21 protein-coding genes and 1 pseudogene are annotated in these 25,036 nt (G+C 70.3%); 7 read left to right on the forward strand and 15 right to left on the reverse strand.

From position 1 onward, the window contains the following. Positions 1 to 308: pseudogene (locus ENSA5_RS37145) on the forward strand (hypothetical protein); the annotation flags it as partial. 3 nt (positions 309 to 311) lie between these two features. On the opposite strand, the gene ENSA5_RS06475 reads toward ENSA5_RS37145, so the two are convergent. The 5 genes from ENSA5_RS06475 to ENSA5_RS06495 all read right to left on the reverse strand — a co-directional run bounded on the left by ENSA5_RS06475 (position 312) and on the right by ENSA5_RS06495 (position 4,292). After that, positions 312 to 1,211, reverse strand: coding sequence for a DUF6544 family protein (locus tag ENSA5_RS06475; RefSeq protein ID WP_106390756.1), 900 nt, complete (start codon positions 1,209 to 1,211; stop codon positions 312 to 314). Positions 1,212 to 1,278: 67 nt separating this feature from the next. After that, a complete protein-coding gene (locus ENSA5_RS06480) occupies positions 1,279 to 1,662 on the reverse strand; it encodes a response regulator (RefSeq protein ID WP_181197441.1) in 384 nt (127 codons plus the stop codon). A gap of 187 nt (positions 1,663 to 1,849) precedes the next feature. After that, a complete protein-coding gene (locus ENSA5_RS06485; RefSeq protein ID WP_146155392.1) occupies positions 1,850 to 3,232 on the reverse strand; it encodes an ABC transporter substrate-binding protein in 1,383 nt (460 codons plus the stop codon). A 98-nt stretch (positions 3,233 to 3,330) separates the two neighbouring features. Beyond that, a complete protein-coding gene (locus tag ENSA5_RS06490; protein ID WP_106390759.1) occupies positions 3,331 to 3,627 on the reverse strand; it encodes a hypothetical protein in 297 nt (98 codons plus the stop codon). Between the two features lie 77 nt (positions 3,628 to 3,704). Then, positions 3,705 to 4,292: an OmpA family protein gene (locus ENSA5_RS06495; protein WP_181197442.1), complete on the reverse strand. Its 588-nt coding sequence runs from the start codon at positions 4,290 to 4,292 to the stop codon at positions 3,705 to 3,707. Between the two features lie 248 nt (positions 4,293 to 4,540). Here ENSA5_RS06495 and ENSA5_RS06500 point away from each other — a divergent pair, with 248 nt between their 5' ends. From ENSA5_RS06500 to ENSA5_RS06515, 4 genes are all read left to right on the forward strand, one after another. Next, positions 4,541 to 5,569 (forward strand): AAA family ATPase, encoded by a 1,029-nt coding sequence (locus ENSA5_RS06500; RefSeq protein WP_106390761.1) that lies wholly within the window; start codon positions 4,541 to 4,543, stop codon positions 5,567 to 5,569. 96 nt (positions 5,570 to 5,665) lie between these two features. Further along, entirely contained in the window at positions 5,666 to 6,703 is a 1,038-nt protein-coding gene (locus ENSA5_RS06505; protein ID WP_106390762.1) for a DUF58 domain-containing protein, read from the forward strand. Next, the gene (locus ENSA5_RS06510; protein WP_106390763.1) at positions 6,700 to 8,886 is read left to right on the forward strand and encodes a BatA domain-containing protein; all 2,187 of its coding nucleotides are present in this window, start codon (positions 6,700 to 6,702) and stop codon (positions 8,884 to 8,886) included. Before ENSA5_RS06505 ends, ENSA5_RS06510 begins: the two co-directional genes overlap by 4 nt. A gap of 323 nt (positions 8,887 to 9,209) precedes the next feature. Then, positions 9,210 to 10,799, forward strand: a complete 1,590-nt coding sequence (locus ENSA5_RS06515) for a glycoside hydrolase family 10-like protein (RefSeq protein ID WP_106390764.1) — start codon at positions 9,210 to 9,212, stop codon at positions 10,797 to 10,799. A 12-nt stretch (positions 10,800 to 10,811) separates the two neighbouring features. Here ENSA5_RS06515 and ENSA5_RS06520 read toward each other — a convergent pair whose 3' ends face one another. The 5 genes from ENSA5_RS06520 to ENSA5_RS06540 all read right to left on the reverse strand — a co-directional run bounded on the left by ENSA5_RS06520 (position 10,812) and on the right by ENSA5_RS06540 (position 17,383). After that, entirely contained in the window at positions 10,812 to 11,417 is a 606-nt protein-coding gene (locus ENSA5_RS06520) for a DMP19 family protein (RefSeq protein WP_146155394.1), read from the reverse strand. A 46-nt stretch (positions 11,418 to 11,463) separates the two neighbouring features. Next, entirely contained in the window at positions 11,464 to 13,551 is a 2,088-nt protein-coding gene (locus ENSA5_RS06525; RefSeq protein WP_106390766.1) for a hypothetical protein, read from the reverse strand. A 135-nt stretch (positions 13,552 to 13,686) separates the two neighbouring features. Next, positions 13,687 to 14,451, reverse strand: a complete 765-nt coding sequence (locus ENSA5_RS06530; RefSeq protein WP_106390767.1) for a hypothetical protein — start codon at positions 14,449 to 14,451, stop codon at positions 13,687 to 13,689. A gap of 1,051 nt (positions 14,452 to 15,502) precedes the next feature. Beyond that, positions 15,503 to 16,018 carry a hypothetical protein gene (locus ENSA5_RS06535; RefSeq protein ID WP_106390768.1) on the reverse strand — a complete coding sequence of 172 codons (516 nt, stop codon included), beginning with the start codon at positions 16,016 to 16,018 and terminating at the stop codon, positions 15,503 to 15,505. Between the two features lie 174 nt (positions 16,019 to 16,192). Next, the gene (locus ENSA5_RS06540; RefSeq protein WP_106390782.1) at positions 16,193 to 17,383 is read right to left on the reverse strand and encodes a citrate synthase family protein; all 1,191 of its coding nucleotides are present in this window, start codon (positions 17,381 to 17,383) and stop codon (positions 16,193 to 16,195) included. 73 nt (positions 17,384 to 17,456) lie between these two features. On the opposite strand from ENSA5_RS06540, the gene ENSA5_RS06545 reads away from it, so the two are divergent. Then, the gene (locus ENSA5_RS06545) at positions 17,457 to 18,602 is read left to right on the forward strand and encodes a citrate synthase (protein WP_106390783.1); all 1,146 of its coding nucleotides are present in this window, start codon (positions 17,457 to 17,459) and stop codon (positions 18,600 to 18,602) included. 53 nt (positions 18,603 to 18,655) lie between these two features. On the opposite strand, the gene ENSA5_RS06550 is transcribed toward ENSA5_RS06545, so the two are convergent. Continuing rightward, positions 18,656 to 19,000 carry a hypothetical protein gene (locus ENSA5_RS06550; protein WP_106390769.1) on the reverse strand — a complete coding sequence of 115 codons (345 nt, stop codon included), beginning with the start codon at positions 18,998 to 19,000 and terminating at the stop codon, positions 18,656 to 18,658. A gap of 125 nt (positions 19,001 to 19,125) precedes the next feature. On the opposite strand from ENSA5_RS06550, the gene ENSA5_RS06555 reads away from it, so the two are divergent. Further along, positions 19,126 to 20,226, forward strand: coding sequence for an aminotransferase class V-fold PLP-dependent enzyme (locus ENSA5_RS06555; RefSeq protein ID WP_106390770.1), 1,101 nt, complete (start codon positions 19,126 to 19,128; stop codon positions 20,224 to 20,226). 3 nt (positions 20,227 to 20,229) lie between these two features. On the opposite strand, the gene ENSA5_RS06560 is transcribed toward ENSA5_RS06555, so the two are convergent. From ENSA5_RS06560 to ENSA5_RS06575, 4 genes are all read right to left on the reverse strand, one after another. Beyond that, positions 20,230 to 21,255 (reverse strand): HupE/UreJ family protein, encoded by a 1,026-nt coding sequence (locus ENSA5_RS06560; RefSeq protein WP_106390771.1) that lies wholly within the window; start codon positions 21,253 to 21,255, stop codon positions 20,230 to 20,232. Beyond that, positions 21,252 to 21,662 carry a hypothetical protein gene (locus tag ENSA5_RS37150; protein WP_181197443.1) on the reverse strand — a complete coding sequence of 137 codons (411 nt, stop codon included), beginning with the start codon at positions 21,660 to 21,662 and terminating at the stop codon, positions 21,252 to 21,254. Before ENSA5_RS37150 ends, ENSA5_RS06560 begins: the two co-directional genes overlap by 4 nt. Before the next feature lie 3 nt (positions 21,663 to 21,665). Continuing rightward, positions 21,666 to 22,778, reverse strand: coding sequence for a SprT-like domain-containing protein (locus ENSA5_RS06570; RefSeq protein ID WP_106390772.1), 1,113 nt, complete (start codon positions 22,776 to 22,778; stop codon positions 21,666 to 21,668). A gap of 104 nt (positions 22,779 to 22,882) precedes the next feature. Then, positions 22,883 to 24,844, reverse strand: a complete 1,962-nt coding sequence (locus ENSA5_RS06575; protein WP_106390773.1) for a nucleotide-binding protein — start codon at positions 24,842 to 24,844, stop codon at positions 22,883 to 22,885. Positions 24,845 to 25,036 lie beyond the last annotated feature (192 nt).

Below are 25,036 nucleotides of genomic sequence, written 5' to 3' on the forward strand. Positions count from 1 at the left end.
CCCCCTCCACCACAACCCTCGAAGACCGCGAGCTCACCCCCAACTGGCAAGCCCAGCCCGGCGACGTCACCGTGTGTCCGATCAGCGGCAAGCCCTTCGAGGTCGACGAGAAATCCGGCCACTTCGACTACCAGGGCCACAGCTTCGTCTTTTGCTGCTCCGGCGGCTGCCTCGACAAGGTCGCCGCCAACCCCGGCGAGTACCTCGACGAGCTCGTCGAGGAAGCCGGCGGCCCCGTCGCGGTCACACCCAGCGCCGACCCCGACCCCGCCGCCAGCGAGGGCGGCGCGATCGACGACACGCAGTAGCCCCTAAGTCGGCTCCGAGCCTTCCGGGATCACCGCGTTCCACCGCCGCGGCATGTCGAGGTCGAACTTCTCGATCGTCTTCTCCACATAGTGAAAGCGCTGGCCGTCGAGCTCCCACTCGACGTCGATCTTCGTCGGCAGCTGCAGATCCCCCCCGCTCCCAAAGCTCCGATGCTCGGCGTAGCGCACGATCCACCGGGCCTGCTCGGCCTTCTTCATGCCAGCGTAGGGCCGCTCGTCGGTCTCGAAGCGGACGACGTCCCCAAACTCGTCGAAGAAGAACACCCCGGTCACCTCGAGCTCGCCGTCGCGCAGCGTGAAGGTCGCCGAGTCCTCACCGTGCTCGGTCCACCCGCGGTCATCGGCGGGCAGCATCGCGCCCGGGAACAGCGCCAGGCCCGAGACATAGCGCAGCAAGGTCGCGCGGCGGGTCGCGTCGTCGCCCGCGTCGACCGAGCTGACGGAGCTCAGCAGCTTGGCCTGCACGCGCCCGCGCCCGCGAAAGTAGCTGTTGACCAGATCGACCCAGACCAGCGGAAAGGGCCGCATCCGCGCGTACCAGAGCATCCCCGGCGGGGTCGAGACCATGTACTGCTCGGCCTCGAACTCGGACCAGGGCTGGCCGGGGGTCTGGCGCAGTTTGCCCGCCTCCCAGATCCGCACGCACGACTGGTGCGGCATGCCATCGTGGAGGTTGCGGCCAAAGAAGCGGCGCGCGGGCTCGGGCAGCTCGGCCACGTCGGCGTCGGAGTAGTAGGTCGGGAGCGTCTCGATCTCGGCGAAGAGCTCGGCGACCTGGGCGTCGAGGCGCCGCTCGAAGGCGGCGCGGTTGAGCAGCACACCGACGACCGCGCCCGCGAGCAGGGCAGCAAAGGTGAGCGTGAGCAGAGCGAGCAGCGGCATTGGGGCCCATGCTTAGCATCGCGCCTGGCGCGTCTGCCAGCCGACGCGCCCACGCGGCGGGGTTGGCTCAGGGATCGGCGAGCCCGAGCAGCTCTCGCACTCGGGCCGCCAGCGCGGCGACGGCGTAGGGTTTGGCCAGAAAGCCCCGGATGTTGGGGTATTCGTCGGCCTTGGGCACGGCGTCTGCACCGTAGCCGCTGCTGAGCAAGACCGGGGTGGTGAACCCGCGCGCACGCATGAGCTCGAGCACGCCCTCGGCGTCCATGTCGGGCAGGCTGGAGTCGAGCAGGACGAGGGCGAAGTCGTCGTGCTCGGCCAACGCGGTGAGCGCCTGCTCGCCGTCGGTCACCGTGACGACCTCAAACCCCTCCCGCTGCAACACCCGCTCGGCGATCTTGCAGACGAAGGGCTCATCGTCGACGACCAGCACCCGTAGCTTGGCGACTGACACTCCGCGAATAATCCCGCGATCCGCGCCCGCTGTCTAGCAGGACAAGGCGCGAGTCCTTCCGGCGCCGAGCCCGACCACGCACACCGAAGCCAGGCCCCCCTTGGGAGACCCGGCGCCCGATCGCGAAGCTCTCACGAATCGACCCCACGCGAACCGAGCGACCCAAGGCGCAGCAGCCGTGCGTGGATCAAAGGTCCGAGAGGGTGAAGCAGGAGAAGACCGGAAAGGACAGCTCGTCGAACTCCCGACCGCGGATCCGGGAGCCGAGCGCGGCCGTCATCGCGCCGTGGTGCAGCGCGACCACGGGAGCCTCGCGGCGCAGGTGCGAGCCCAGCTCGTCGAGCACGTCCTCGCCGGTCGAGCGTAGGCGCGCGAGCAAGCCGTCGACCTTGGGGTCGCAAAAGCGCGCAAAGTTGGAGCCCATGACCGCGTCGACGCCAACCCGCGGGACGCTCTCGGATCCGTAGACGGCAGACAAAAAGAAGGCCTGCGAGGGCTCGTCGGCGTACCAACCTCCGAGGGCGAGCTCGAAGTCGCCCGCCGCGAGCGCGTGCTTCCACTCCAGCGGACCCGCCGCGCGCTCGACCTTCACCTCGATCCCGAGGGGCTCGAGCTGCGCGGCGATGTCCTCGGCGCAGGCGACGGGATCGGGCAAGTAGGGACGCGCGCCCCAGATCGTGCACATCCGCAGCACACGCGGCGAGGAACCGCCGGCCTCGTCGAGCAGCTGACGGGCCTCGTCGGGGTCGAAGCGCAGCTGATCCGGAACCTGGCCGAGGCTCCGCGGCACCACTGAAGCGGCGTTGAGCCCGGCGATCCCCGGGTAGCTCAGGCGCAGCAGCCGGGCCCTGTCGAGCCCGTGGGCGATCGCTCGACGCACGCGGGCGTCCAAGACCCGCTCGACGTTGACCCACAGCAGCGCGGTGCTCGGGGTCTGGAGGTAGCTCGTGCGCACGAACGAGCCTTTGGGCAGCTCTCCGGGCGCGAGCATGGTGGTGAAGTCGATGTCCCCGCTGGCGATCGCGTGGGCGAGGTTGAGGTGATCGTGAAAGGGGATCACGTCGACGCCCTCGATGCTCGGCTTGAACCCGGCGTGGTGCGGGTTGCAGCCGAGGGACAGGACCTCGCCCTCGCGCGCGACGACGGCGAAGGGCCCGGTCCCGAGCGCCCCGTCCGCCCCGGCCTTCATGATCGCCGACACCGGGCTCGACAGCACATCGCGCAGCTCGGCGAGCCCGAGCTCGCCAGACAGACGCAAGGTCGAGCCCTCGTGGCTGCACTCGACCTCCGACGACAGCGCCGGGCAGCGACGCAGCGACTCGCACACGAGCTCGGCCGTCAGCGGGCTGCCGTCGGAGAAGCACACGCCCTCGCGCAACCGCGCCTCATAGCCCCCCTCGACCACACGCAGCTCGCGGGCGAAGAGATCGGGCACCGCCCGACCATCGCTGCGCCGGTACAGCGACTCGAACACCTGTCGCTGAACCAACCCGGAGCCGTGGTCGACGCCGAGGTGAGGATCGACCTCGCCGACGGGAAACACGACGCCCACGCGCAGGCGCTTGGCCATGGCCCCCACTGTACCGGTTAAATGAACGCCGGGCCCCGCGACTTGTAAACTTCGGGGCCCGGGTGGCGATTTTCACGGACGCAGAGGCCCGCGGAGCGCTACTGGGTGACTTGCCAGGTGAAGTTGGCGGCGCCGTCGCGCATGTCACCGCGGTCGATCGCGAGGCCCTCGATCTTCGAGACCACGCAGCTGCTGACCTCGGCGCTGGCGTCGCTCTTCTTCTCGTCGACGAGCGTGTTGGCGATCTTGCCGGTCTTCTTCTCGACCGTGAAGTTGACCACGACGGTGCCCTTCTCGCCGCCGAAGCAGGCCTCGATGTCACCCTTTTTGGTGTCGACGAGGCTGCGAGTGACGGCGCGGTAGTCGTCGGGCCCGCGAGCGATGCAGGCGGTCATGAGGAGCGCGAGCCCGGCGCAGACGCCAGCGCGAGTGATGGTTCGGGTAAAAGCTCGAGTCTTCATCATCGTGCTCCTCAGTTCGCCCCGGGCTTGCCACGGGCGCCGCCCGCGACCTCGGCGGATGCTTCGCCCTCGGCGGGCGCCTCTGCCATCTGGGTGACCTTGAACTCGACCCGGCGGTTGGCGATCCTGCCCTCCTCGGTGTCGTTATCGGCGATCGGCTCGGACGGGCCCTTGCCCTCGGAGGTCAGCCGGCTCGCGTCGATGCCGTGATCGGCGAGGTAGTTCTTGACGGACTCCGCGCGCTCGGTCGAGAGCTTGTCGTTGTGCTTCTTCGAGCCCTCGGAGCTGGTGTGACCAACGACGTTGAGCTGCTCGACCCGGGGGTTGTCCTGCATGACCTTGACGACGTCGTCGAGGATCCCGTGAGACACGGACTTGATCTCGGCCGAGTCGTACTCGAACTGGATCATGTCGTCGATCACGATGGTGTCACCAGACAGCTTGGCGTGGGACGTGGTGACCGGCTCCGGCTCCGGCTCCGGCGCGGCCAGCTTGAAGTTGACCGTGTCGTTGAACGCAATGGGTCCACAACCGGTCGCCAACAAGCCGAGACCCAGCGCCGCCGCCACGACGGACGCGGAAGTGTGCTTCGCTCGCATGACCGCTAGATGCGCCAAAGCCATGAGATTGGCAACCTGTGGTCGCCTGGAGCAAGAAAGCCAATCGGCGGGCGACGCGACACTCTATTCCGCATAGGTAGCTTCCTGTGCCCTCGCAGACCACACTTTGCACAAATTGCTCATGTCTTTTCCGTGTGCTTCCGGGGGCTCACACCCTCACTCTAGTAGCCGAAATTACCGCGTCGTCTCGACAGGTCTGTGGCCACACGGCAGTCTCTCGCGACGGCATGCCCGACACACCGACGTCCAACCCCGACGCCACGCCCCTGTCCGGTGGGCGATCGGACACCGAGGCCCTCGCGGCCCTCGCCCGCACCCACGGTCGCCTGCTCGAGCAGATCGAGCGGCGGGTGATCGGTCAGCGCGAGGTCGTGGAATTGCTGCTGATCTCGCTGTTTGCGGGGGGACACGCGCTCTTCGTCGGGGTTCCGGGCCTGGCCAAGACCCTCCTGGTCTCGAGCCTGGCCGAGGCCATGGACCTCGACTTCTCGCGCATCCAGTTCACGCCCGATCTGATGCCGAGTGACATCACCGGCTCCGAGGTGCTCGAGGAGGACGGCAGCGGTCGACGCAATTTTCGCTTCGTGCCCGGGCCGGTGTTCTGCAACCTGCTGCTGGCCGACGAGATCAACCGAACGCCGCCCAAGACCCAGGCCGCGCTGCTCCAGGCCATGCAAGAGGCCAAGGTCAGCGCAGGCGGCAAGACCCATCCGCTGCCTCCGCCCTTCCACGTGTTCGCGACCCAAAACCCGATCGAGCAAGAGGGCACCTACCCGCTGCCCGAGGCCCAGCTCGATCGCTTCATGGTCGAGATCCTCGTCGACTACCCCGACGAGGACGCCGAGCGGCAGATCGTCTCGATGAGCCTCGACGCGCGGGCCCAGCTCGAGCCGATCCTGACGCCGGCCCAGCTGCTCGAGCTCCAGGCCCTGGTTCGTCGCGTGCCGGTTCCGCCCTCGGTCGTCGAGCACGTCGTCGCGCTGCTGCGGACCACCCGGCCCCAAGAAGATCGCTGCCCGCCCGCGCTGCGCGAGCTGCTGCGCTGGGGCGCCGGGCCCCGGGCCGGCCAGCAGCTGGTCGTCGCGGCCCAGGCTCGCGCCGCGCTCGCGGGCCGCGAAGCCGTCACGATCGCCGACGTCCGCGCGCTGACGCCCGCCGCCTTGCGCCACCGCCTGGTCCCGAGCTTCGCCGCCGAGAGCCGCGGGGTCGGACCCGACGAGCTGCTCGCCCGCGTGCTCGAAGCCGTCCCGGCCTAGCAGCCGTCGCCGTCGACAGCCGCGGGTCGTGCTCGCCTGCGCCAGGCGCGAGCCAGTCGTCGCTGCCGCGCACATGGGGTAGGTTCTCCGCCAGCCATGGCCGTCGATCCGATCGAGCGCCTGATCCCCGCCTCGCTGCGGGCCGCGCTCGCGCGGCGGGAGCTGCTGGTCCGCCGGCCCGTCGCGGGGGTTCGCCACGGCGTCCATCGCTCGCTCCGACCGGGGATCGGCCGCGATTTTCGCGACTACCGCCCCTACGCACCCGGCGACGACCCGCGCCGCCTCGACTGGCGGGCGGCCGCCCGATCGCAGCGCCTGGTCGTGCGCCAGACCGAGAGCGAGGAGGAGCTCGACCTCGTCCTGGTCGTCGACGGCTCGGCCGCCATGGACTACGGCGAGCGCGGATCGAGCGCGCACAAGTGGTCGCGGGCCGGAACCGTGGCCGCGGCCCTGACCACCCTCGCCCTGCGCCAGGGCGATCGCGTGGGCTTTGCGGTCGGCCGCGCGGGCGAGCTTCAGACCGCCGCGCTCGAGCCCGCGGCCCGACGCGACCGCCTCCGCGCGCTGGCCGAGATCTGGACCACGCCCGCCGCCGGAGACTGCGAGTGGGAGGCGCTGCTCGACGCCGTCGCGCCGCGCCTGCGCCGTCGCGCGCTCGTCGTCGTGCTGTCCGACTTCCTCGATCCTGGCGGTCGCGGGCCGGGCCTCGCGGAAGACGGCGCGCCCGAGCTCGACCGCAGCGCCGACGAGTCGCTCCTGCGCGGGCTGACCCTGCTGCGCAGCGGCGGCCACGACGTCGCGCTGGTCCAGATCCTCCACCGCGACGAGCTCGAGTTCCCCTGGGATCAACAGCGGGTGATCGAGCTCGAAGATCCACGCGGGCGCCGACCGACGATCGAGGGGCCCGGCGCGAGCCTGCGCGAGGGCTACCTCGACCGCCTCGACGCTCACCTGAATTGGCTGAAGCGATCGTGTGAGCGCGGCGGCCTCCTGCTCGCCCAGGTGGTCACCGACGAAGACCCGGCCGCGCAGGTCCTGGATCTGCTCGGCCGCCTCGCCGGGGCCCCGACCGACGCGAGCATGCCCACGGGTGCCGGGCGTGGCGGCGCTGGACACGAGGGCGACGCGCGATGAGCCTGCTCGCGCCGCTGGCTCTGCTCGGCCTCCTCGGCCTCGCGCTCCCCCTCGTCGCTCACCTGCTCGGGCGCGAGCGTCCCCAGAAGATCCGCTTCGCGGCGGTCCGCTTCGTGAGGCCGCGCGAGCCCGTGGTCACCCAGCGCCGCGAGCTGCGAGACTGGCCGCTGCTGCTCATCCGCCTCCTGCTGCTCGCGATCTTCGTCCTGGTCCTGGCCCGGCCCGTGGTCGGCAGCGAGGCCGCGGTCGCGGTCCTCGCCGAGCCCCACGACGCGATCATCTTGCTCGACGCGTCGGCGAGCATGGAGCTGCGCGTCGACGGCCGCAGCGATCGCGAGCGCGCCGCCGAGCAGCTCGACACCCTGCTCGACGCCCTGCCCCCGGGCAGCCGCGTGGGTCTGGCGATCTCCGATCCTCGGGCTCCAAGCGTGACGCTGCGCGAGCTCAGCGACGGCGCCCCCCAGGTTCGCGCCGCGCTCGACGGGTGGATGCGCAGCGAGGACCACGGCCCCCGTCCGGGCGCGTGGTCGCTGTCCGAGGCCCTGCCCCGGGCCGCGGCGCTGCTGTCGGACGCGGGCACCGACGGCCAGGATCGACCGCGAGTGATCTATGCGATCGGCGATCCGACCGAGCGCGGCCTCGGCTCGCTGCCCGAGCTGGCCGCGGGCGCCGTGACCGTGGTCCCGGTCCCAACCCGCGGGCAGCCCGGCGCAGAACCCCCCGCGCCCCCCGAGCACGTGGGCCTGCGCGAGCTCGAGTGGGAGCCCGCGCCCGAGCTCGACCCCAGGGCCGTCCGCATCCGCGCGCTCATCCACCGCTACGGGCCCGGGTCCGGCGAGGGCGAGGGCGAGGGCGACGAGCAGCTCGAAGTCGCGGCCGCGCTCGAGATCGACAAGCGCGAGGTCGCGCGGACACGGGTCACGCTCGAGCCCAACGGCGACGCCGCGGCCGAGTTCACCCACACCCTCGACGGGGCCAGCGAGGGCGCCCGCGCCCGCGTCCGCCTGCTCGAGCGCGACGACGATCCCCTGCTCGTCGACGACCGCCGCCACCTGTGGCTGACCGCGACCGACGCCGTCGAGGTCCTCGTCATCAACGGCGATCCGAGCGAGACCCGGGCCAACGACGAGATCTTCTTCCTCTCGACCGCGCTCGGCAGCGGCGAGCTAGCCGAGGGCATCTCGCTGCGCGGGCTGACCCTCGACCAGCTCGAGGATCGCCTCAGCGGCAAGCAGGGCGACGATCCCCTGGCCGAGGTCGACGTGCTCGTGCTCGCCAACGTCCGCGCGCTCTCGGCCGAGCTCGCGCCGCGGGTCAACGCGCGGGTCGCCGAGGGCATGGGTCTGTGGATCACCGTCGGCGATCGCGTCAGCGCGAAGGAGTACAACGCCCGCTTCGCCGAGGTCCTGCCCCTGCTCATGCGTGAGGCCGTCTACGCGGGCACGGCCCCGGGTCGGACCGAGGCCCGCAGCGAGGGCGTCGCGCCGGTCCAGCTCTCGCACCCGATCTTCGAAGGGTCGACGGCCGACGCCGACGGTGACATCGATCTCGGCGCGACCCGAACCCGGCGGATGTTCTTGCTCGAGCCCGACCCCCGGCGCGGAGCCGACATCGCGGCCGCGTTCACGAGCGGGGCCCCGGCCCTGGTCACCCGCGAGTACGAGCAGGGCCGGGTCGCCCTCCTGACGACCACGATCGACCGCGACTGGGGCGACCTCCCCCTGCGGCCCGGCTTCGTCCCCCTGGCCACGCGCACGCTCTCGTGGCTCGCGGGCGCCCGCGGCCACGGTCGCGGCAGCGTCGTGGCCGTCGGCGCGCGCAAGACCCTCGACCGCGCGGCGACCTACTCGGTGACCACGCCGAGCGGCGCGAGCGTGCCGATCACGCCCCCGCGCGAAGGCGAGCCGGCGATCTTCGAGGCCACCGACTTCCCGGGCCACTACCGCGCGACCGCCCGCGACAGCGAGGTCGAGCGCTTCGTCGTCGAGTTCGACGCCCGCGAAGCCGACACCAGCGCGGTCGGCCTCGCCCGCGCCCAACTTGGCGACGAGTCCAGCGGCGAGTCCGGGACCGTGACGATCTACGAGCCGCGCTGGCGCGAACTCGCACTGATCCTGTTGCTGCTGCTCGGGGTCGAGAGCGGCGCGCGGCTATGGTTCACCCGCCGGTCCAGCGGCGGCTGATCTCGCGCCGTACGAATCCTGAATCAAGCGCTGCGCGCTCGACTCAGGCTTTATCGTCTTCAAGGGGCCTTTCAAAAAGGCCCCTCGCTGCGGCGGCGAAGCCCCCTCCGCTCACCCCAAACGCTCGCCTTGCGGCTCGTACTCGTCTTCTTCAAGGGGCCTTTCAAAAAGGCCCCTCGCTGCGGCGGCGAAGCCCCCTCCGCTCCCCCCCAAACGCTCGCCTTGCGGCTCGTACTCGTCTTCTTCAAGGGCCCTTTCAAAAAGGCCCCTGCGCGCGGTCCCGAGCATGGACGGGACCCGGCCGCGCCGGTTAGACCCGGGCCATGTCTGGCTTGCGTGTCCCGCTGCTCTCGCTCGTCTGCCTCGCCCTCGCCTGCGCCCAGGGCACCGCCCACGACTCGGGTGGACCGGGCGACACCCAGGGCGAGACCCTCGGACACGGCGACGGCGACGGCGATGGCGACGGCGATCCTGGCGACGGCGACGGCGACGGCGACTCGGGCGCTGAGCTCGACATCCCCGGTCCCCCCGATCAGGAGCTCGTCGACGTCGAGCACCAGCGCGAGTTTCGAGCCGTGTGGGTGGCGACCGTCTACAACATCAACTGGCCGAGCAACTCGGGCCTCGACGTCGGCGCGGCCCAGGCCGAGCTCCTCGACATCATCGAGACCTGCGAGGCGATCAACCTCAACGCGATCGTGTTTCAGATCCGGCCCGAGTCCGACGCCGTCTACGCGTCCGAGCTCGAGCCCTGGAGCCGCTACCTGACCGGTGCCCAGGGCGGTGACCCGGGCTTCGATCCCCTCGACTTCCTGCTCGCCGAGGCTCACGCCCGCAACATCGAGGTCCACGCCTGGATCAACCCCTACCGCGCGGCCGCCTCGGCCGCCTCGAACCTGGCTGCGCCGCACATCGCCCTGCAAGAGCCCGATCACGCCCACACCTACAACGGCGCGCTGTGGATGGACCCTGGCGCGATCGCGGTCCGCGAGCACGTCGTCGACGTGGTCCTCGACGTCGTCGAGCGCTACGAGATCGACGGCGTCCACCTCGACGACTACTTCTACCCCTACCCCGACAACAGCCCCTTCCCCGACGATCTGACCTGGGAGCAGTACCTTCAGGACGGGGGCATGCTCGCGCTCGCCGACTGGCGCCGCGACAACGTCAACGACCTCGTCGAGGAGCTCCACGACTCGATCTTCGCCGCCGACCCCGACGTCCGCTTCGGCATCTCGCCCTTTGGGATCTACCGCCCGGGCATCCCCGAGGGCATCGTCGGCTTTGATCAGTACGCCCAGCTCTACGCCGATCCGCTCTTGTGGATCGAGCAGGGCTGGGTCGACTACCTCGCGCCGCAGCTGTACTGGCCGACGACCTACGCCCAGCAAGACTACGAGGTCCTGCTCGACTGGTGGTCGCAGCAAAACAACGGGCGCTACATCTTCGCGGGCAACTACCTCAGCCAGCTCGGGTCCGGGCCCGAGTGGTCGCTCGACGAGATCCTGCTTCAGGTCGAGCTCAGCCGGCTCTACAGCGACCAAAATTCGATGGGCAACGTGTTCTTTCAGGTCCAGCCCCTGCTCGCCGACACCCTCGGGGTCAACGCGGCCCTCTACGACGAGTTCTACGCCCAGCCCGCCCTGACCCCGCCCCTCGCCGAGCGGCGCGCCGCCGCCGTCCAGCCGCCGCAGGTCACGATCGTCGACGACACCGCGATGCTCGACGACGTCGACGATCAGCGCCTGCGCGCGTGGGTCGTCTACGCCGACGAGGGCGGGGCCTGGCAGCTCGACCGCATCATCCCGGCCGACCCGCTCGGGGACCTCGTCGAGCTCGGGCCCGGGCGCTGGGCGATCACCGCCGTCGGCTGGCACAACGTCGAGAGCCAGGGCGTGCTGATCGAGCTCTGAGCCCGGGCTCCGTCAACCCTGCTCGAAGGCCGCCGCGCCGAACGAGTCCGGGTGCTCCATCGCCCACTCGACCAGCGCCTCGCCGAGCTCGATGTGGGGCTCGGGCCGGCCAAAGTAGGGCCCCTCAACCCGCGTGCGGTAGGCCAGGAACGCCTTCACCGGGTCAGCCGACTCGCGCTCGCCCGCGGCCTCGAAGCGCTCGAGCGCAGCGGCGAGCTCGAGCAGCAGCTCGCCGTTCTCGACCGCCCCGACGGCGCGCCAGGCCGTCCCGATCGCGCGCGCGAGCGCGGCACCATGGTTCCAGACGAACTGGTCGGCGCCGCCATTTTGGTAGTCACGCTCGGACATGAACAGCCCGACCATCGAGTCGACGACGACCGCGGGCGCCCACGGGGGTTCAGCGCTCGCTAGCAGCCCGGGGTGCAATGCATCGTGTCGCCTCGCGCCGGAATGTTCGCCGAGGGCGCGAAGCCAAAACGCCGCTGTACCGGGCGTACTGCAAGTTTTGGCGACAAAGCCCTCGGCGAAAAGGCCAAGCGAGGCGGCGCGAGGCATTGCACCCCGGGCTGCTAGGCACAGCACGTCGGAGAGCTCGACCTCGCCGGCCTCGATCGCCATGCGCGCGAGCTCGAGCTCGGTCTCGTCCGGCCCGGCGTCATCGCCGTTAGTAGATTTTGCAGTCAGGGAGCGCCTCCTTCAGTCGGTCGATCGTGGCTTCGGGCAGGGGATTGTTGCGGCGGACCCGAAGCTCGCGGAGTGTGGTCATCTGGAACAGGGCCTCGGGTAGCTCGGTCAGCGCCGAAGACCACAGGGACAGACACTCGAGCTGGGTCAGGCGCGCGATCGCGGAGGGCACGTGAGTCAAGCTGGGCGACCCGATCCACAGCACGCGCAGCGACGAGAGCTCGTAGATCACGGCCGGCGGCGTTGACCACGGGAGACCGCCGAGGTGGAGGAAGCTCAGCGAGGTCAGCTGGGCGAAGGAGTCGGGCAGATTCGTGAGGGCGTTGCCCTCCAACCCCAGCTGACGAAGACGCCCGAGCTGGCCGAAGCGCTCGGGCAGCGCCGCGATCTCGTTGTTGCCCACAGACAGCGATACGAGCTCGGTGAGCTCGGGGACGACCTCGGGCAGCGCGCGGAGGTGATTCTCGGCCAGCGACAGCGAGCGGAGCTCACCGAGCCGTCCGAGCTCGGCGGGCAAGGTCGTGAGCCGGTTGCCCTGGAGGTCGAGCTCGCGCAACAAGAACACGTGGCCGATCTCGGGGGGGACCGTCTCGATCGCGTTTCTCCTGGCGGCGATCGTGTCCAACCACGGCAGATGCTGGACCGCGCGAGGTAGCACAACGAGGCCCTGACCAAGCAGGTTGAGGCGAGCGTCCACAACCCGAGCACGCAGCGCGTCCACGCCGCGCGCGTCGTCGCGGGTGAGCATGGCCGCCGCCCCGGCCCCGCCACCTTGCCCGAGCGCATCGGTCAGCACCTCGACGTCGACGGTCGCTACCGCGCCCATCTCCGTGAGCACGCGACGGACCCGAGTCGCGGTGAGCAGGCGCGGCGCCGTGTCGAGTCCGGTCGCAGCTAGCAGCCCGGGGTGCAATGCATCGTGTCGCCTCGCGCCGGAATTTTCGCCGAGGGCGCGAAGCCAAAACGCCGCTGTACCGGGCGTACTGCAAGTTTTGGCGACAAAGCCCTCGGCGAAAAGGCCAAGCGAGGCGGCGCGATGCATTGCACCCCGGGCTGCTAGAGCCTCGGCGAGCGCGGGGTCCTCGTGCTCCCGAATCGTACGCCGAGCCGCGCGAGCGAGGTCGGCATCGCGGGTCTCGTCGCCCCCCCAGCCAGACGCGATCAAGCGGGCGAGTCGTGCAGGAGCGCTCGGCTCCGAGACTTCGCTGTCATCAGGCTCACCGCTGGCCGCGGCCAACGAAGTGGCCGGCGTGGGTGCCGACGCAGGCGCGATGATCGTGCGCTCCTCCAACACGCGGCCCTTCGCGTCGAAGTCGGTCAAGGTCCCTGCCCACGCACCGGCCTCGAAGTGCGCGCGGCGGGCGAGGCTGCCATCTCGACGGTAGTGCTCGCAGACCCCGTGGAGCTCCCCCTCTTCGTACTCGAGCACCGCCCACTTGCCACCACCGGGATAGAACCGAGTCGTGGGCCCGTGGAGGCGCCCCGCTCGCAACGACTCGATCATGCTTCGCCGACCGTCGGACTCGAACACCTCGAGCCGCGCGTCACGGTGGCCATCCATCTCCCATGTCCCGACCACCCAATCGCCGCGATTGCAGCGATAGATTGCGTGGGCCGGGACGCCCGCGGGGCGGTCGGGGAGCGGGCGGCCATCTCCCCCGAGCGCGGCCCCGTCGGCGCCGTAGTAGCGGTAGGTGACGATGACGCCGTGGACGCAGTCGAACTCTGCGCGTGCGACCGCTCGATCGAGACTGGGCCCGTGCATCTTCTCGGTCGTGGGCCCGGACGCGTGAAAATAAGTATGCTGGCCGTGGAGCTTACCGTCCTCGAAGTTGCCGGTCCGGGACCGCTCACCGGTCTCGTGAAAGCGCTCGAAGGGCCCGTGACACCGGCCATGGCGATGCTGCGCGACCTCGCACAGCGTCCCGTCGGGTCGCCAATAGCGGACCTCCCCGTGAAACTCGCCGTCGGCGTCCTTGGGGCCAAGGACCCACTCGTTGTCGTCGGCCGACCACCACGCCTCCGGCGGGACCCCGGCCGGGCGCTCGTCAGGTGAAGAAGATCCCAAGCGTCACAGCTCCTCGAGTGTCAGGGTCTTGTCGCCGCCTTGCCAAGTGTAGCGACCGAGACAATCCAGGCTTGGGCTCGCAGGCGAGGACCTTTCTGACGTCCTGCTGGTGCTCGCGCGAGGCCCCTGGAGACGTCACAATTGCGCCTCCGGCATCGGCCCGGCGCCGGGGAGCTCGGGGAAGTCGGCCAGCTCCGGCTGGCCGCAGCCTGCGACGAGCCGGGCCTCGCTGCGGATCGGTGACGTGAACGCCCCGCCGAGGATCACGTTGCCCACGCCCTGAACGATCTCCTCGCGGATCTCGGCGTGGAGCAAGATGCCCGACTCGAGCACGACGTACTGCGCTTCGCCCTCGAGTTTGATGGTTCGGGATAGACCGCAGCCGCTCTCGGGGTCGCTGTAGCCGAGGAGCTCCGAACCGCCGCTGTAGGCATAGCGCGATCGAATCACCGCCGCGCGCTGGCCGGCGACCTCGATCCAGCGAAACAGCTCGATGCGAGTGGGCATCGCCTCGGCGCGAGGCGTGGGCAGATCCAGCGCGCGGGTCTTGTCGTTGGCGCCGCCGCGCAGCGGAAGCGACACCTCGAGCGCCGCGTCGGACTCGGGCAAGGGCGGGAAATACTCGTTGACGCCCGACCACATGCCGAAATCGGTCCAGATCTCGCTCACCTGCGAGGTCTCGACCCAGGCTCGACCACGAGGGCTCTTCAACTGCAGGGTCTCGTCGCCCACCCCAGAGCTGCTCTCGTAGACGCCGTCTCGTAGGTCTCCGTGGCGGTGGCGGAGGTTGAGACGCATGGCCCCACGGAGATCGCTGGCCGTCCAGTCTCCCTCTTCCCACCAGGTGTGGAGCTGCGTCGACTCCTCGCTGGCCAATTCCCCGGCGCCGATGTCTGTCATGGCGCGGTAGCGATAGCGAAGCTCGCAATCCTCCGGCGGCGCACTCCAGCGCGGCACAGCGCCAGCGGAGGCGTCGCGGATGTCCAGGCCTGCGGCCGCAGACTCGAAGGCCTGCCCGAGCTTCGGACTGTAGCCGCTGGGGATCTCCGCGGGGCTCGGCTCGCCCCCGCACCCGGCCCCGGGAACGACGAGGAGAGCACCGAGGGCGAGGGCACCAAGGAAGACCCGACGTCGCGTGGATCTTGGTTCGGTCTGGGTTGCACGGGCATTCATAGCGAGAGTGGTCGCTGTTCTAACACGAAAGTGAGGGGAGCGCGGGGTGATCGCCGCTGTGGAGCGGTGACCAGCTTGAATTCACGCCGCCAGACACATCTGGGGCCGCGGGCTGCCGTTGTCGCGTCCCGGCAGCCCGCGCTCGAGGTCCCGACAAGTGCGAAGGCGGCCCCCCGCGCTAAGCGACCCGGGGAACGAGAGAAGTGCCGCGCATGACTCGTCCCCGCAAGTTCTCGGGGCTACCGGACCTATTTCTGGGGCCATTACCCGCTGATCCGCATGGTTGAATATCAGGCCTCAGCGCCAAGGCGACCGGGAACGCCGGAGGCGCCAAAAGCAGACTGCGCCAGGCCCGGCCGACGACATCAATCGACCCATGAGCGGACAAACACCGCAATTACCCAACCGCAAGAAATGCCGCATCTTGCAATTGTGGAAGGCTACGTCGATCTGCGAACACTCCAGACGAACTACGCAACTACCTCGTACACATGTCGAGTGGACGCTGACGCTGGACTCCAGCCAACGCTTCGAGATGGTCGGGACCGTGCCTGAATGGACGAGCCTCACGGTGCAGGAGTGCGCGTGCGAGCCCATGCCGGGTGACGACGCCCATCTCCTGCCGCGGCCCTTCGACGAGTCGGCGCCCCTCCAGCGAGCTACGTACCGGCTTCGATGGAGCGGCGCGCTAGCAGCCCGGGGTGCTAGACGAAGGACTCGCGCTCGAACTCGAGTTCGAGTTGGTTCCCGTGCCGTAGCGGCCGCCATAGTCGACAAGCTATTCGTAGCACTCGAGGTAGCCGTCCACGTCGACCATCCCGTATCCGCAGTAGAGGAAGGTGCCCTGGCAGTCGCCGATCGTCTCGGATGTGAGATGAATGCACACCCCCCCAGGACTGCAGCACGCGGTCAGGAGCGCCGCGACCGGCGGCCTCTCCTCGGGGGCCTGAATGCATAGACCTTGGTCGCACATGCTGCCGAAGGGCTGATAGCAGACCACGCCGCCGCCCGGCACTTCCTCGCCGTGGTCGCAGGAGTACCGCGTGCCATCGAAGCAACGGTTGTTGGCGTCAGGCGCCGTGCACGCCGCCCCATCGCTGTCGACGGTACAGCAGACGTCAGCGTCCCAGACCGGCGCATCTGGCCCCGCCCAGGCGCAGTAGCGTGACAGCGTCTGTCCGAGCCTGTCGGTGTAGGGCGAACCGTCTGCGGCCGTGTATACGAGGTCACATAAATTTGGGGTCGTCGTCGCGAAGTTGGAAAGGATGGTGGTGAGAATGATTGAGAGCTTCATCGATGGACGATAGCAGCCCACGCGTAGCCCTTCGTTCTCGCCGCCTCCAGCCTGGCGGGGCCTGACTCGGAGATCGAGTTCAGGCGTCACCTCATCCGCGTTTAGCGGCAGTTGTCGCGAACACTCGCACAACCCAACCTCCGGCCCGATCCCAGCAAGCAGCTCATTGATCGCTCAGCGAAGTCCCGCCTCCTCGACCTCACCCGGCGCTGGCCCGACGTAGCGAGCCCGCGGCCGGATCAGCTGATCGTCCTCATACTGCTCGAGGCAGTGCCCGATCCACCCAGCGCAGCGCCCGACCGCAAACAGCATCAGCGGCGCCCCGCGGGGCAGGCCCAGCGCCCGGCCCAGCGCCACCAGCCCGAAGTCGAGGTTGGGCCGGATCCCGAGCAGCTCCTCGACCGCCTCGGCCACCGCCCGCGCCCGCGCAGCCCCTCGGCCCTCGCACAGCTCCAGCAGCGCCGCGCCCCGGGGATCACCGTCGGGGTACAGCGGATGCCCAAACCCGGGGATGAGCTCGCCGCGCCGCAGCCGAGCGGCGAGCAGCTCCCGGGGCTCGCCTGCCTCGTCGACGAGCTCGGCGACGCGCTCGGTGTGACCGCCGTGCTTGTGACCCGAGAGGGCCGCGAGCCCGGCGATCACCGCCATGTAGGGCGTCGCGCCCGTCGAGGCCACGCAGCGAGCGGTGAACGCCGAGGCGTTGAGCTCGTGATCGGCAGACAAGACCAACGCGGCCTCGAGCTTGGCCCTGGCCCCGCGGCCCCGGACCCCCCAGCCCTCGACGAGGGTCTGACTGATCGCCATGCGCGACGGAGCTTGCCCGGTCGCGACGCCAGCCAGGGCCCGCAAGATCCCCGCGCCGACCCGGCGAACGGTGGCGGGCGAACGGTGGTAGGCCCCGACGTCGTCAGCGCTGGCGTGGGCGAGGCAGGCCTGGGCCGCGGCGACAAAGGGCAGCTTCGCCCAGCGCTTTCGCTGGGCCGCGCGGGTCGGGGCCGGCGCCGCGTCGGCGGGAAAGGGGGCATCCCACAGCAGCGCCGCGACCTCCTCGAAGGTGGCCTCGCGCGCGAGGGTCAAGGCCGGGCGCCCGCGGTAGTGAAGCTCGCCCGCGTCGATCAACGACAAGCCCGAGCGCAGGACCGGCATCCCATGGACGCCGAGGGCCTCGGCCGCGACCTTGCTCGGATCTTGGCGACCCCGCTTGCGCTGGACGAGGCGCTCGACGTCGGCCGCGAGGTACGCCCGGCGGCGGCTCCCGGGCCTTGCTTGGGAGCGGATCATCCCGCGGCTGACGTAGGCGTAGAGGGTCGCCCGGGTGACCCCGAGGCGGGCGATGGCTTGCTCGGCGCTGATGAACGCGGACATCTTGATTACCTTCTCAATCATTGATTAATCAATCAAGATTGACAACCATATGGCCCTCGCCCAGCTTGAAGCGATGGCTGCATCGACATCGGCATCGGCAACAACGTCAGCATCAACATCAACATCGACGAGCTCCGGCCTCGACGGCGCGGTCGTGGCCCAGACCCGCCTGTCTCGCGTCGACGGCGAGGCCGGGCGCCTGACCCTGGCCGGCTTCGAGCTCGAGGACCTGGCCCCGAAGCTGGGCTTCGAGGGCGTGGCCGCGCTGCTGTGGACCGACAGCGTGCTCGCGCCCGCGCCCCTCGAAGCCTTCGTCGCCGAGCTCGCCGGGCAGCGCGCGCTCGAGCCCGTGACCGTGGATCTGCTCCGCCGCGCGGCCGCGCGCGAGGTCGCGCCGATCGACGCGCTGCGCCTCGGCGTCGCCTCGCTCTCGCTCGGGCCGGTCTCGGGGCCCCGGCTGCTCGCGGCCGTGCCGACGATCGTCGCGACCTACGACCGCCTGCGTCGAGGCGCCGAGCCGCTCGCGCCCGACCCTGCCCTCAGCCTGGCCGCCGACTTCTTGCGCATGGCGACCGGCACCGCGCCGACGCCGGGCCAGACCCGCGCCCTCGACACCTACCTGAGCACGATCGCCGACCACGGGCTCAACGCCTCGACCTTCACGGCCCGCGTCGTCGCCAGCACCCGGGCGGAGCTCGGCCCGGCGATCGAGGCCGCGATCGCGGCGCTCGGCGGCCCGCTCCACGGGGGCGCTCCGGGCCCGGCGCTCGAGGCTCTGCTCGAGCTGCGCGAGCAGCCCGGCGATCTAGAGGCCAACACCCGGACCTGGGCGACCGCTCAGCTGGCCGCGGGCGAGCGGATCATGGGCTTTGGCCACCGCGTCTATCGAACCCGAGATCCTCGCGCCGACGTGCTCGGGGCCGCGGCCGCGCAGCTGCTCGCGGGCACCGGGCTCTACGAAGACGCGCAGATCCACGAACGCGCCGTGCTCGAGGTCCTCCGCGCCCACAAGCCCGGGCGGGTGCTCGCGACCAACGTCGAGTTCTACACCGCCTTGCTGCTCCACGGCCTCGGCTTCGAGCCCGCGGTGTTCACCTCGATCTTCGCGATCGGGCGCACGGCCGGGTGGATCGCCCACTACGAGGAGCAACAACGCGAAGGTCGGCTGATCCGCCCGCGCGCCGCCTACGTGGGCGCGCGCGGACGCACGCTGTGCTGAACACAGCTGCGCCCCCCCGATCCCGGGCGCGGCCCCTCGGTCGAGCTCACGCCCTACTGGTTGGGCTTGGACTTGGGTCCGGTGTTGGGCCTGCTCTCGCTACTGCCGCTGCTGGAGCCGACGCCGGACCCGTCGCCCTTGACGACCTTGACCGTCTCGGCCTTGGGGTAGACCTCCTTGGCCGTCTCGACGACCTCTTGCTTCTGGGCCGAGTCGAGCGTGTCCTCGGTGTAGACCGTGAGCGTTCGGCCCTGGCCGCTGGCCGAGCTGACGCCGACCTTCTCGACCTCGTAGCCCTTGGCCTCGACGGCGCGCTGAACCTTCATCAATCCGCCGCAAGCGGTCAGGCCGAGGACGCAGGTCAGCGAGAGGAGGACCTTGGTGATGGACGTCTTCATGACAGGGAAGGTCGCACGGCTGGCGGCTCCTCGACCAGTCGGAGTCCAGTCGGTGATGAGCCCGCGGGCGCACCGCGCCGAACGCCGCTCGTTTGAGTCGAGAGAGTGTGCTCTGATTTGTTCCAGTGCTGTACCTCAACCACGCAGGCACGAGCTGGCCCAAGCCCGCCCCGGTTCAACGCGCGGTGAGCGAGGCCCTGCAGAGCTCGCCGCGGAGCTGGGCCGAGGCCTTTGCGAGTCAGCATCGGGCCGTGGCGTCGGCGTTCGGGATCAGCGATCCCGAGCGCCTCCTGCTCACGCCGGGCTGCACGGCGGCGCTGAACGTGGGCATCGAGGATCATCCGTGGCAACCAGGTGACCGCATCGTGACCAGCGGCTGGGAGCACCACGCGTTGCTTCGGCCCGTCCTCGGCCTCGCCGCCCGCGGTGTCGAGCACGTCGTGGTGGGTCCCGACGGCCGCGCGCCCCTCGACCTCGCGCAGCTCGAGCGCGTGCTCGGTGGCGGCCGGGTCCGGATGGTCGCAATGTCTGCGGCCGCCAACGTCACCGGCGCGGTCTTGCCGGTCGACGAGCTCACGCGCCTCGCCCACGCGCACGGCGCGATGGTCCTGCTCGACGTGGCCCAGCTCGCCGGCTGGGTCGATCTCGACGTCGCCGAGCTCGACGTCGATCTGCTCGCGTTCGCCGGCCACAAGGGCCTCCAGGCCCCGTGGGGCGTGGGTGGCCTCTACGTCGCGCCTCGGGTCGAGATGAGCTCGCCGCGGCGCGGCTCGGAGCCGGCGCCGACGCCCGGCTACTGCGACACGGGCTCGGTCGATCGGCTGGCCCTCGCGGGCCTGGTCGCCGGGCTCGCGTGGCTCGACGCGCCCGAGCAGCGCGAGCGTCTCGCCCGAGCCCGGGCCGCGCTCGCGCAGCTCACCGATCGTCTGGAGGAGCTCGCGGGCGTCACCTTGCACGGCCCGCGCGCGCCGAGCTCGCGGATGCCGACCCTGGCCCTGACCGTCGAGGGTTGGTCCGCGAGTGGGCTCGCGAGCGCGCTCGCTGCCCGCGGCGTGATCGTCTCGGGCGGTCGACAGTGCGCGCCCCTCGCCCACGAGACCCTCGGGACCGCGGCCGAGGGCGTGGTCCGACTCAGCGTCGGCCCGCGGGCGCCCGTCGATCTCAGCGATCGCCTGCTCGAGACGCTGGGCAGCGTGCTCGAAGGAGCGCGGCAGGGCCCCGAGTAGGGCTCAGGTCCAAAAGCCAAGCACCCGCTGGACCGTCCACGCGAACGCGAGCCCGCCCATCGCCCAGATCGGCGCACGCCGGACCAGCTCCTCGGTCCTCGCGCTCGGCTTGACGATGAGCGCGAGCCGCCGAAGACCGGCGAAGCTCAGCAACAACACCGCGATCACCCCGAGCTGCCCGGCCTCGACGCCCAAGTTGAAGGCCAGCAGCGCCCTCGGGATCTGGTCTTGGGGCAGCCCGATCTCCCCGAGGGCCCCGGCGAAGCCGAAGCCATGCAGGAGCCCAAAGCCAAACGCGACCAGCCACGGGTAGCGCCAGGTCAAGGTGTCGCGCTGCTGCTCGTCGTCGTGCCCGAGCGCGAGCTCGCGGGCGAGCAGCAGGATCGACACGGCGATCCCAGCCTCGACCGGCGGCCCGGGCAGCGTGACGAGCTCGAGCGCGGCGCTGGCCAGGGTCAGGCTGTGCGCGAGGGTGAACGCGGTGATCGTCCACAGCAGGGTCTTGCGATCGCCGACCAGCAACACGAGCCCGAGCACGAACAGGAGGTGATCGATGCCGAGGAGGATGTGCTCGACGCCCAGGCCGAGGTAGTCGACGAACACCGAGCCCGCGCGGGTCGCCGCGCCGTCGAGGGTCACGCTGGCCTCGTCGGGGCCGAGGACCGCGCTCAGCTCGGTGCCGTCGGCGTAGCGGAGGTCGACGACGACGTCGATCGGGTGGCGGTCGAGGCCGTCGACGCCGAGCGTCCCGACCAGGCCCCGCTCGCCGCAGTCGAGCTGCCAGGTGACCGCGCCCCGGGCCTCGAGCGCGCAGTGCTCGGGCACGATCGGGCGCAGCTCGCCGTCGGGGATCGGCCCGGCGCTGCTGAGCTCGGGGGTCAGCAAGACCAGCTCGTAGCGGTGCGCGGCCTCGTCAAGCGGCTCGACACGCAGCAAGCCCGAGCGAAACTCGTGGGCCGAGGCCGGGGCCGCGACGAGCAGCGCCAGCACGGCGAGCAGCAGCGCAAACGCGGCGCGGCCCGGGCTCATCGAGGCTCCTCGATCACGACCTCGTAGCGATCGCGCAGCTCGTCCATGGCCTCGACCCCCGCGGTGTCTTCGAGCAAAAACTGCATCTTCTGGGTCAGACGCCGACGGATGATCGGATCACTGCGGTCGAGCCCCCGCGCTCGCGCCTCGCGGTAGAGCATCTCGTCGTCGGCCCAGGCCCGCAGCGAGGCGTCGAGCTCGGCCTCGGTCGGCGCGCGACCGAGCGAGCGGGTCAGGTCGGCCTCGAGCCGGGCGAGGGTGTCGTCGCTGACGACGATCGTCGCGCGCGGCTCGGCGAGCCCGACGAGCCGAGCCCCGCCCAGCAGCGCGAGCCCGATCGCGGCGAACTGGATCAGCGGCTCGCGATACCAGGTCCGACGAGCGCGGCGCTGCCCGGCGTCAGTCATGCGTCACCCGCCCGAGCGCAGCGCCTTGGGCCGCGCCTTGCTCGAGCCCGACTCGACCGGCTTCGACAGCACGATGTCGCGCCCGGCCCGGTGGCCCTCGCTGTAGGCCTCGTTGCGCCGGGCGCCGCCGCGACGCACGGTCTGGACCCGCGGGTAGCGGCGACGAAAGTACGCGCCGAGCTCGGCCCCGGGCACCCAGATCAAGCCCTGCTCCTGAAACTGCACGCTCTGGGCCGCGAGCTTGGCCGCGAAGCCCTTCATCACGCCGGCCAAGAAAGCCTGGCGATCGCGGTTGGAGCTGCGCCCGGTCTCGCGCTTGTACTCGGACCACAGCCGGGCCGCGGTCGCGGTCAAGAAGGCGTGGACGTGCTCGGCCATGATCAGGTTGGCCTCGAGCCCGCAGATCTCGAACACGCTGCCGCGCTTGCCCTCGAGCGGGCGGTAGACCGGGATCCACAGGCCCTCGACGAAGAAGTAGGTGGTCAGGATCACGGCGAGCCGACGGTCGTGCTCGAAGATCCTGCCCGAGGGCCGCCCGAGGTGGCGGTAGCCGTAGCGGCGGCCCTCGGGCTCTCGAGTCTCGGACTGGTCAACCTCGATGTTGAACTTGAGCATCAGCCGCCGCGCCGCCGTGGCCGCGGCCTCGGCCTCGTGTTGGTTGGGGCTCTGGGCGAGCGCGAGCAGCTTGCGGATCCGGGCGACCGTGCGCGTGGCCGGGTCGTCGTCGGGCTCGCCCGCGACCGGGCTCGCCGTCGCCCGGCCGTCGATCCCGAGCCGCTCGCAGACGCTGCGAAAGGCGGGCCCGTGGGCGGTCTCCTCGACCGCGAGGCACTCGTCGACGAACTGGTGGGCGACCTCGTGCTTGAGGACCTCGACGACCTCGGCCCAGGGACGCTCGAGCACGAGCGTGCGCGAGACCTCGAGGCTGCGCAGCTCGCCGTGCCACTGGCCGAGGCGCTGGCGGGTGTCCGAGAGGCGCAAGACCGGCTGGCGCAGCGCCTCTTTGAAGTAGGTGTAGTTGATCGCGTTCCACTCGTAGAGCAGGCGCTTGGCCAGCTTGGCCTCGAGCTCGACGCTCAGGCGCGCGGCCGTCTCGCCTCCGTTGCGGGCGCTCATCCGCCGCAGCCTACTACGGATCGGCGGGCCCGCCTCGGGCTCCTCGCCGTCCTCGCCGATCGAGCCACGGCGACGAGCCCGAGGCGCGCGAGTGCCGTCCGCGCTCAGGGGGCCAGCTTGACGATGAAGCCGTCGCTCCCGCCGTTGAAGGAGACCACGCCCGAGACCCCGAAGTCGATCGAGCTGGCGAAGGAGCGTCCGGCGAGGATCTTGTGGCCCGTCGCGGTCACCGCGATGTCGAGGGCCATGTCGGTGCCGATGCCCCCGTAGCGATTGCTGGCGATCAGCGAGCCGTCGGCGCTCAGCTTGGCGAAGAACACGTCGGGCTTCTCGCTCGCCGACGACACGTCGGCGCCGCCGAAGTTGGCCACGCCCATCAGCGAGCCCCCGAGGTAGATGTCACCGTTGGCACCGAGGGCGAGGGTCAGCCAGGTGTTGATCTCGAAGGTGCTCGTGAACTGGTCGGTCGAGTCGCCGTAGGCGGCGCTCCACACGTGGCCGCCGTCGGGGTCGAGGGTTGCGAGGAAGATGTCCCGCTCGCCAGCGCTGACCAGGTCGGGGCCGCCGAAGCTCATGGTCTCGGACATGTAGCCCGTCAGCACGATGTTGTTGGTGACCGGCTGGACCTCGAGGTCGTGGACGCCGTCGTCTCCGGACCCGCCGAAGCTCTCGCTCCACAGCAGCGCCCCGTTCGGCTCGAGCTTGGCGACGTAGATGTCCATGCCGCCCGCGCTGTTGAGGGTGCCGCCGAGCTCGATCGACTCCTGGAAGCGGCCCGCGATGACCACGTTGCCGGCCTGATCGGCGCCGATGCCAAAGCCGTAGTCATCCCCGGCCCCGCCGATCTGGCGCGAGAAGATGTGCGCCCCCGTGTCACCGTCGAGCTTGATCACGACCGCGTCGCGGAGGCCCGCGCTGCTGAACAAGCCCGCGCCGTAGTCAACGCTGCCCGCGAAGCTGCCGGTGATCAGCAGGTCGCCCTGGCCGTCGACGGCCATCCGCTCGGCGCGATCGGGGTCGAGGTCACCGAAGCGCCGGCTCCAGATGTGCTGACCGCTGGGGTTGAACTTGGCGATCACGAGGTCGCCCTGGCCCTCGCCGTGGAGCTTGCCCCCGCCGAAGTCGACGTTGCCGAAGATCCGGGCCAGGAAATAGAAATTGTCCGCGGCGTCGACGACGACCTTGGACGCGTATTGATTGCTGGTGTCGCCGAAGTGCTTGCTCCAAATGGGGTTGCCGTAGAGGTCGTGCTTCGCGATCACGAGGTCGTGCTTCACCCCGTCGGCCGCGAGGGGCTCGGCGCCGAAGCTGACGACGCCCTCGAAGTCTCCGACGCTGTAGATGTTGCCGGCCGAGTCCACGGCCACGCTGCGCATGCCCTGGGACATCGGGTCGCCGAAGCTCCGGCTCCACAGCTCGGTGCAGGCCGGCGTGTTGCCGTCGCAGTTCTCGTCGATATCGGCCGTGAGGCAGTCCTCGCCCCGCGGGGTGACCTCGCCCTCGCACGCCCCCCAGCTGGTCCCATCGGCCGCGCAGGTCCGCATCCCGCCCACGCAGATCCCGACGTCCACGGTCTCGGGCGGGCCGCTGTAGCAGTCCTCGACCGCCCCGGCCTCGCACACGGTCTCCTGACCGCCCGTGTCCATCCCGGTCTCGGACCCCTCGCCGCCACCGCCGCCGCCACCTGGGGGCAGCAGCCCGGAGATCCAGTCACGCATGCACGCGAGCTCGTCTTCGGTCAGCGGATCCCCATTGACTGGCATCGGCGCGCCGCAGCTCGGCGCCCCCGCGACCTTCTCGTAGAGCAAGCTCTGCTCCGGGACCGCAGGATTGGCGAGGACCCCGACGCAGCTCATTCCTGGCATGCTCGAGACCCGATCCTCGACACCCGGCGTCGTCAGATCCAAGCCCGCGGCGGTCGACTCGCCGGCCCCGTGACAGGTCGACCCGCCGCAGCGGTCCGCGAACAACTGCGGGATGTCGCACTCGAGCGCGACCACGTCGTCGGGCTCGTCTCGAGCTTCGCAACCGAAGCTCAATAGCAGCGCGGCCGAACAGGAGATCATGTAGTGGTGATAGGATGGTTGAGGGAGACGCGTGTCCATTGCCAACTCCGCCCCTTACAGTGTCACACAAATCCTCATTTTCTACATTTTGATCAACTGTACACAATTCCAAGCGCGCCGCATCTGTTGCCGGCGTTTGGAAGCTTGCCCGGCGGCGCACGGGCGATTAGCTTGGCACTGTAGCGAGGTTTA

Origin of the sequence: Enhygromyxa salina, from assembly GCF_002994615.1 — a bacterium.
Taxonomy (GTDB): Bacteria; Myxococcota_A; Polyangia; order Nannocystales; family Nannocystaceae; genus Plesiocystis; species Plesiocystis salina_A.

Excerpts from the sequence above, each read along its gene's own strand:
- ENSA5_RS06545 (WP_106390783.1), top strand. The coding sequence starts at position 17,457 with ATGGCTGCATCGACATCGGCATCGGCAACAACGTCAGCATCAACATCA.
- ENSA5_RS06505 (WP_106390762.1), top strand. The coding sequence starts at position 5,666 with ATGGCCGTCGATCCGATCGAGCGCCTGATCCCCGCCTCGCTGCGGGCC.
- ENSA5_RS06535 (WP_106390768.1), bottom strand. The coding sequence starts at position 16,018 with ATGAAGCTCTCAATCATTCTCACCACCATCCTTTCCAACTTCGCGACG.
- ENSA5_RS06510 (WP_106390763.1), top strand. The coding sequence starts at position 6,700 with ATGAGCCTGCTCGCGCCGCTGGCTCTGCTCGGCCTCCTCGGCCTCGCG.
- ENSA5_RS06500 (WP_106390761.1), top strand. The coding sequence starts at position 4,541 with ATGCCCGACACACCGACGTCCAACCCCGACGCCACGCCCCTGTCCGGT.
- ENSA5_RS06575 (WP_106390773.1), bottom strand. The coding sequence starts at position 24,844 with ATGATCTCCTGTTCGGCCGCGCTGCTATTGAGCTTCGGTTGCGAAGCT.
- ENSA5_RS37150 (WP_181197443.1), bottom strand. The coding sequence starts at position 21,662 with ATGACTGACGCCGGGCAGCGCCGCGCTCGTCGGACCTGGTATCGCGAG.
- ENSA5_RS06520 (WP_146155394.1), bottom strand. The coding sequence starts at position 11,417 with ATGGCGATCGAGGCCGGCGAGGTCGAGCTCTCCGACGTGCTGTGCCTA.
- ENSA5_RS06515 (WP_106390764.1), top strand. The coding sequence starts at position 9,210 with ATGTCTGGCTTGCGTGTCCCGCTGCTCTCGCTCGTCTGCCTCGCCCTC.
- ENSA5_RS06530 (WP_106390767.1), bottom strand. The coding sequence starts at position 14,451 with ATGACAGACATCGGCGCCGGGGAATTGGCCAGCGAGGAGTCGACGCAG.
- ENSA5_RS06490 (WP_106390759.1), bottom strand. The coding sequence starts at position 3,627 with ATGACCGCCTGCATCGCTCGCGGGCCCGACGACTACCGCGCCGTCACT.
- ENSA5_RS06495 (WP_181197442.1), bottom strand. The coding sequence starts at position 4,292 with ATGCGAGCGAAGCACACTTCCGCGTCCGTCGTGGCGGCGGCGCTGGGT.
- ENSA5_RS06550 (WP_106390769.1), bottom strand. The coding sequence starts at position 19,000 with ATGAAGACGTCCATCACCAAGGTCCTCCTCTCGCTGACCTGCGTCCTC.
- ENSA5_RS06570 (WP_106390772.1), bottom strand. The coding sequence starts at position 22,778 with ATGAGCGCCCGCAACGGAGGCGAGACGGCCGCGCGCCTGAGCGTCGAG.
- ENSA5_RS06475 (WP_106390756.1), bottom strand. The coding sequence starts at position 1,211 with ATGCCGCTGCTCGCTCTGCTCACGCTCACCTTTGCTGCCCTGCTCGCG.
- ENSA5_RS06560 (WP_106390771.1), bottom strand. The coding sequence starts at position 21,255 with ATGAGCCCGGGCCGCGCCGCGTTTGCGCTGCTGCTCGCCGTGCTGGCG.
- ENSA5_RS06540 (WP_106390782.1), bottom strand. The coding sequence starts at position 17,383 with ATGTCCGCGTTCATCAGCGCCGAGCAAGCCATCGCCCGCCTCGGGGTC.
- ENSA5_RS06485 (WP_146155392.1), bottom strand. The coding sequence starts at position 3,232 with ATGGCCAAGCGCCTGCGCGTGGGCGTCGTGTTTCCCGTCGGCGAGGTC.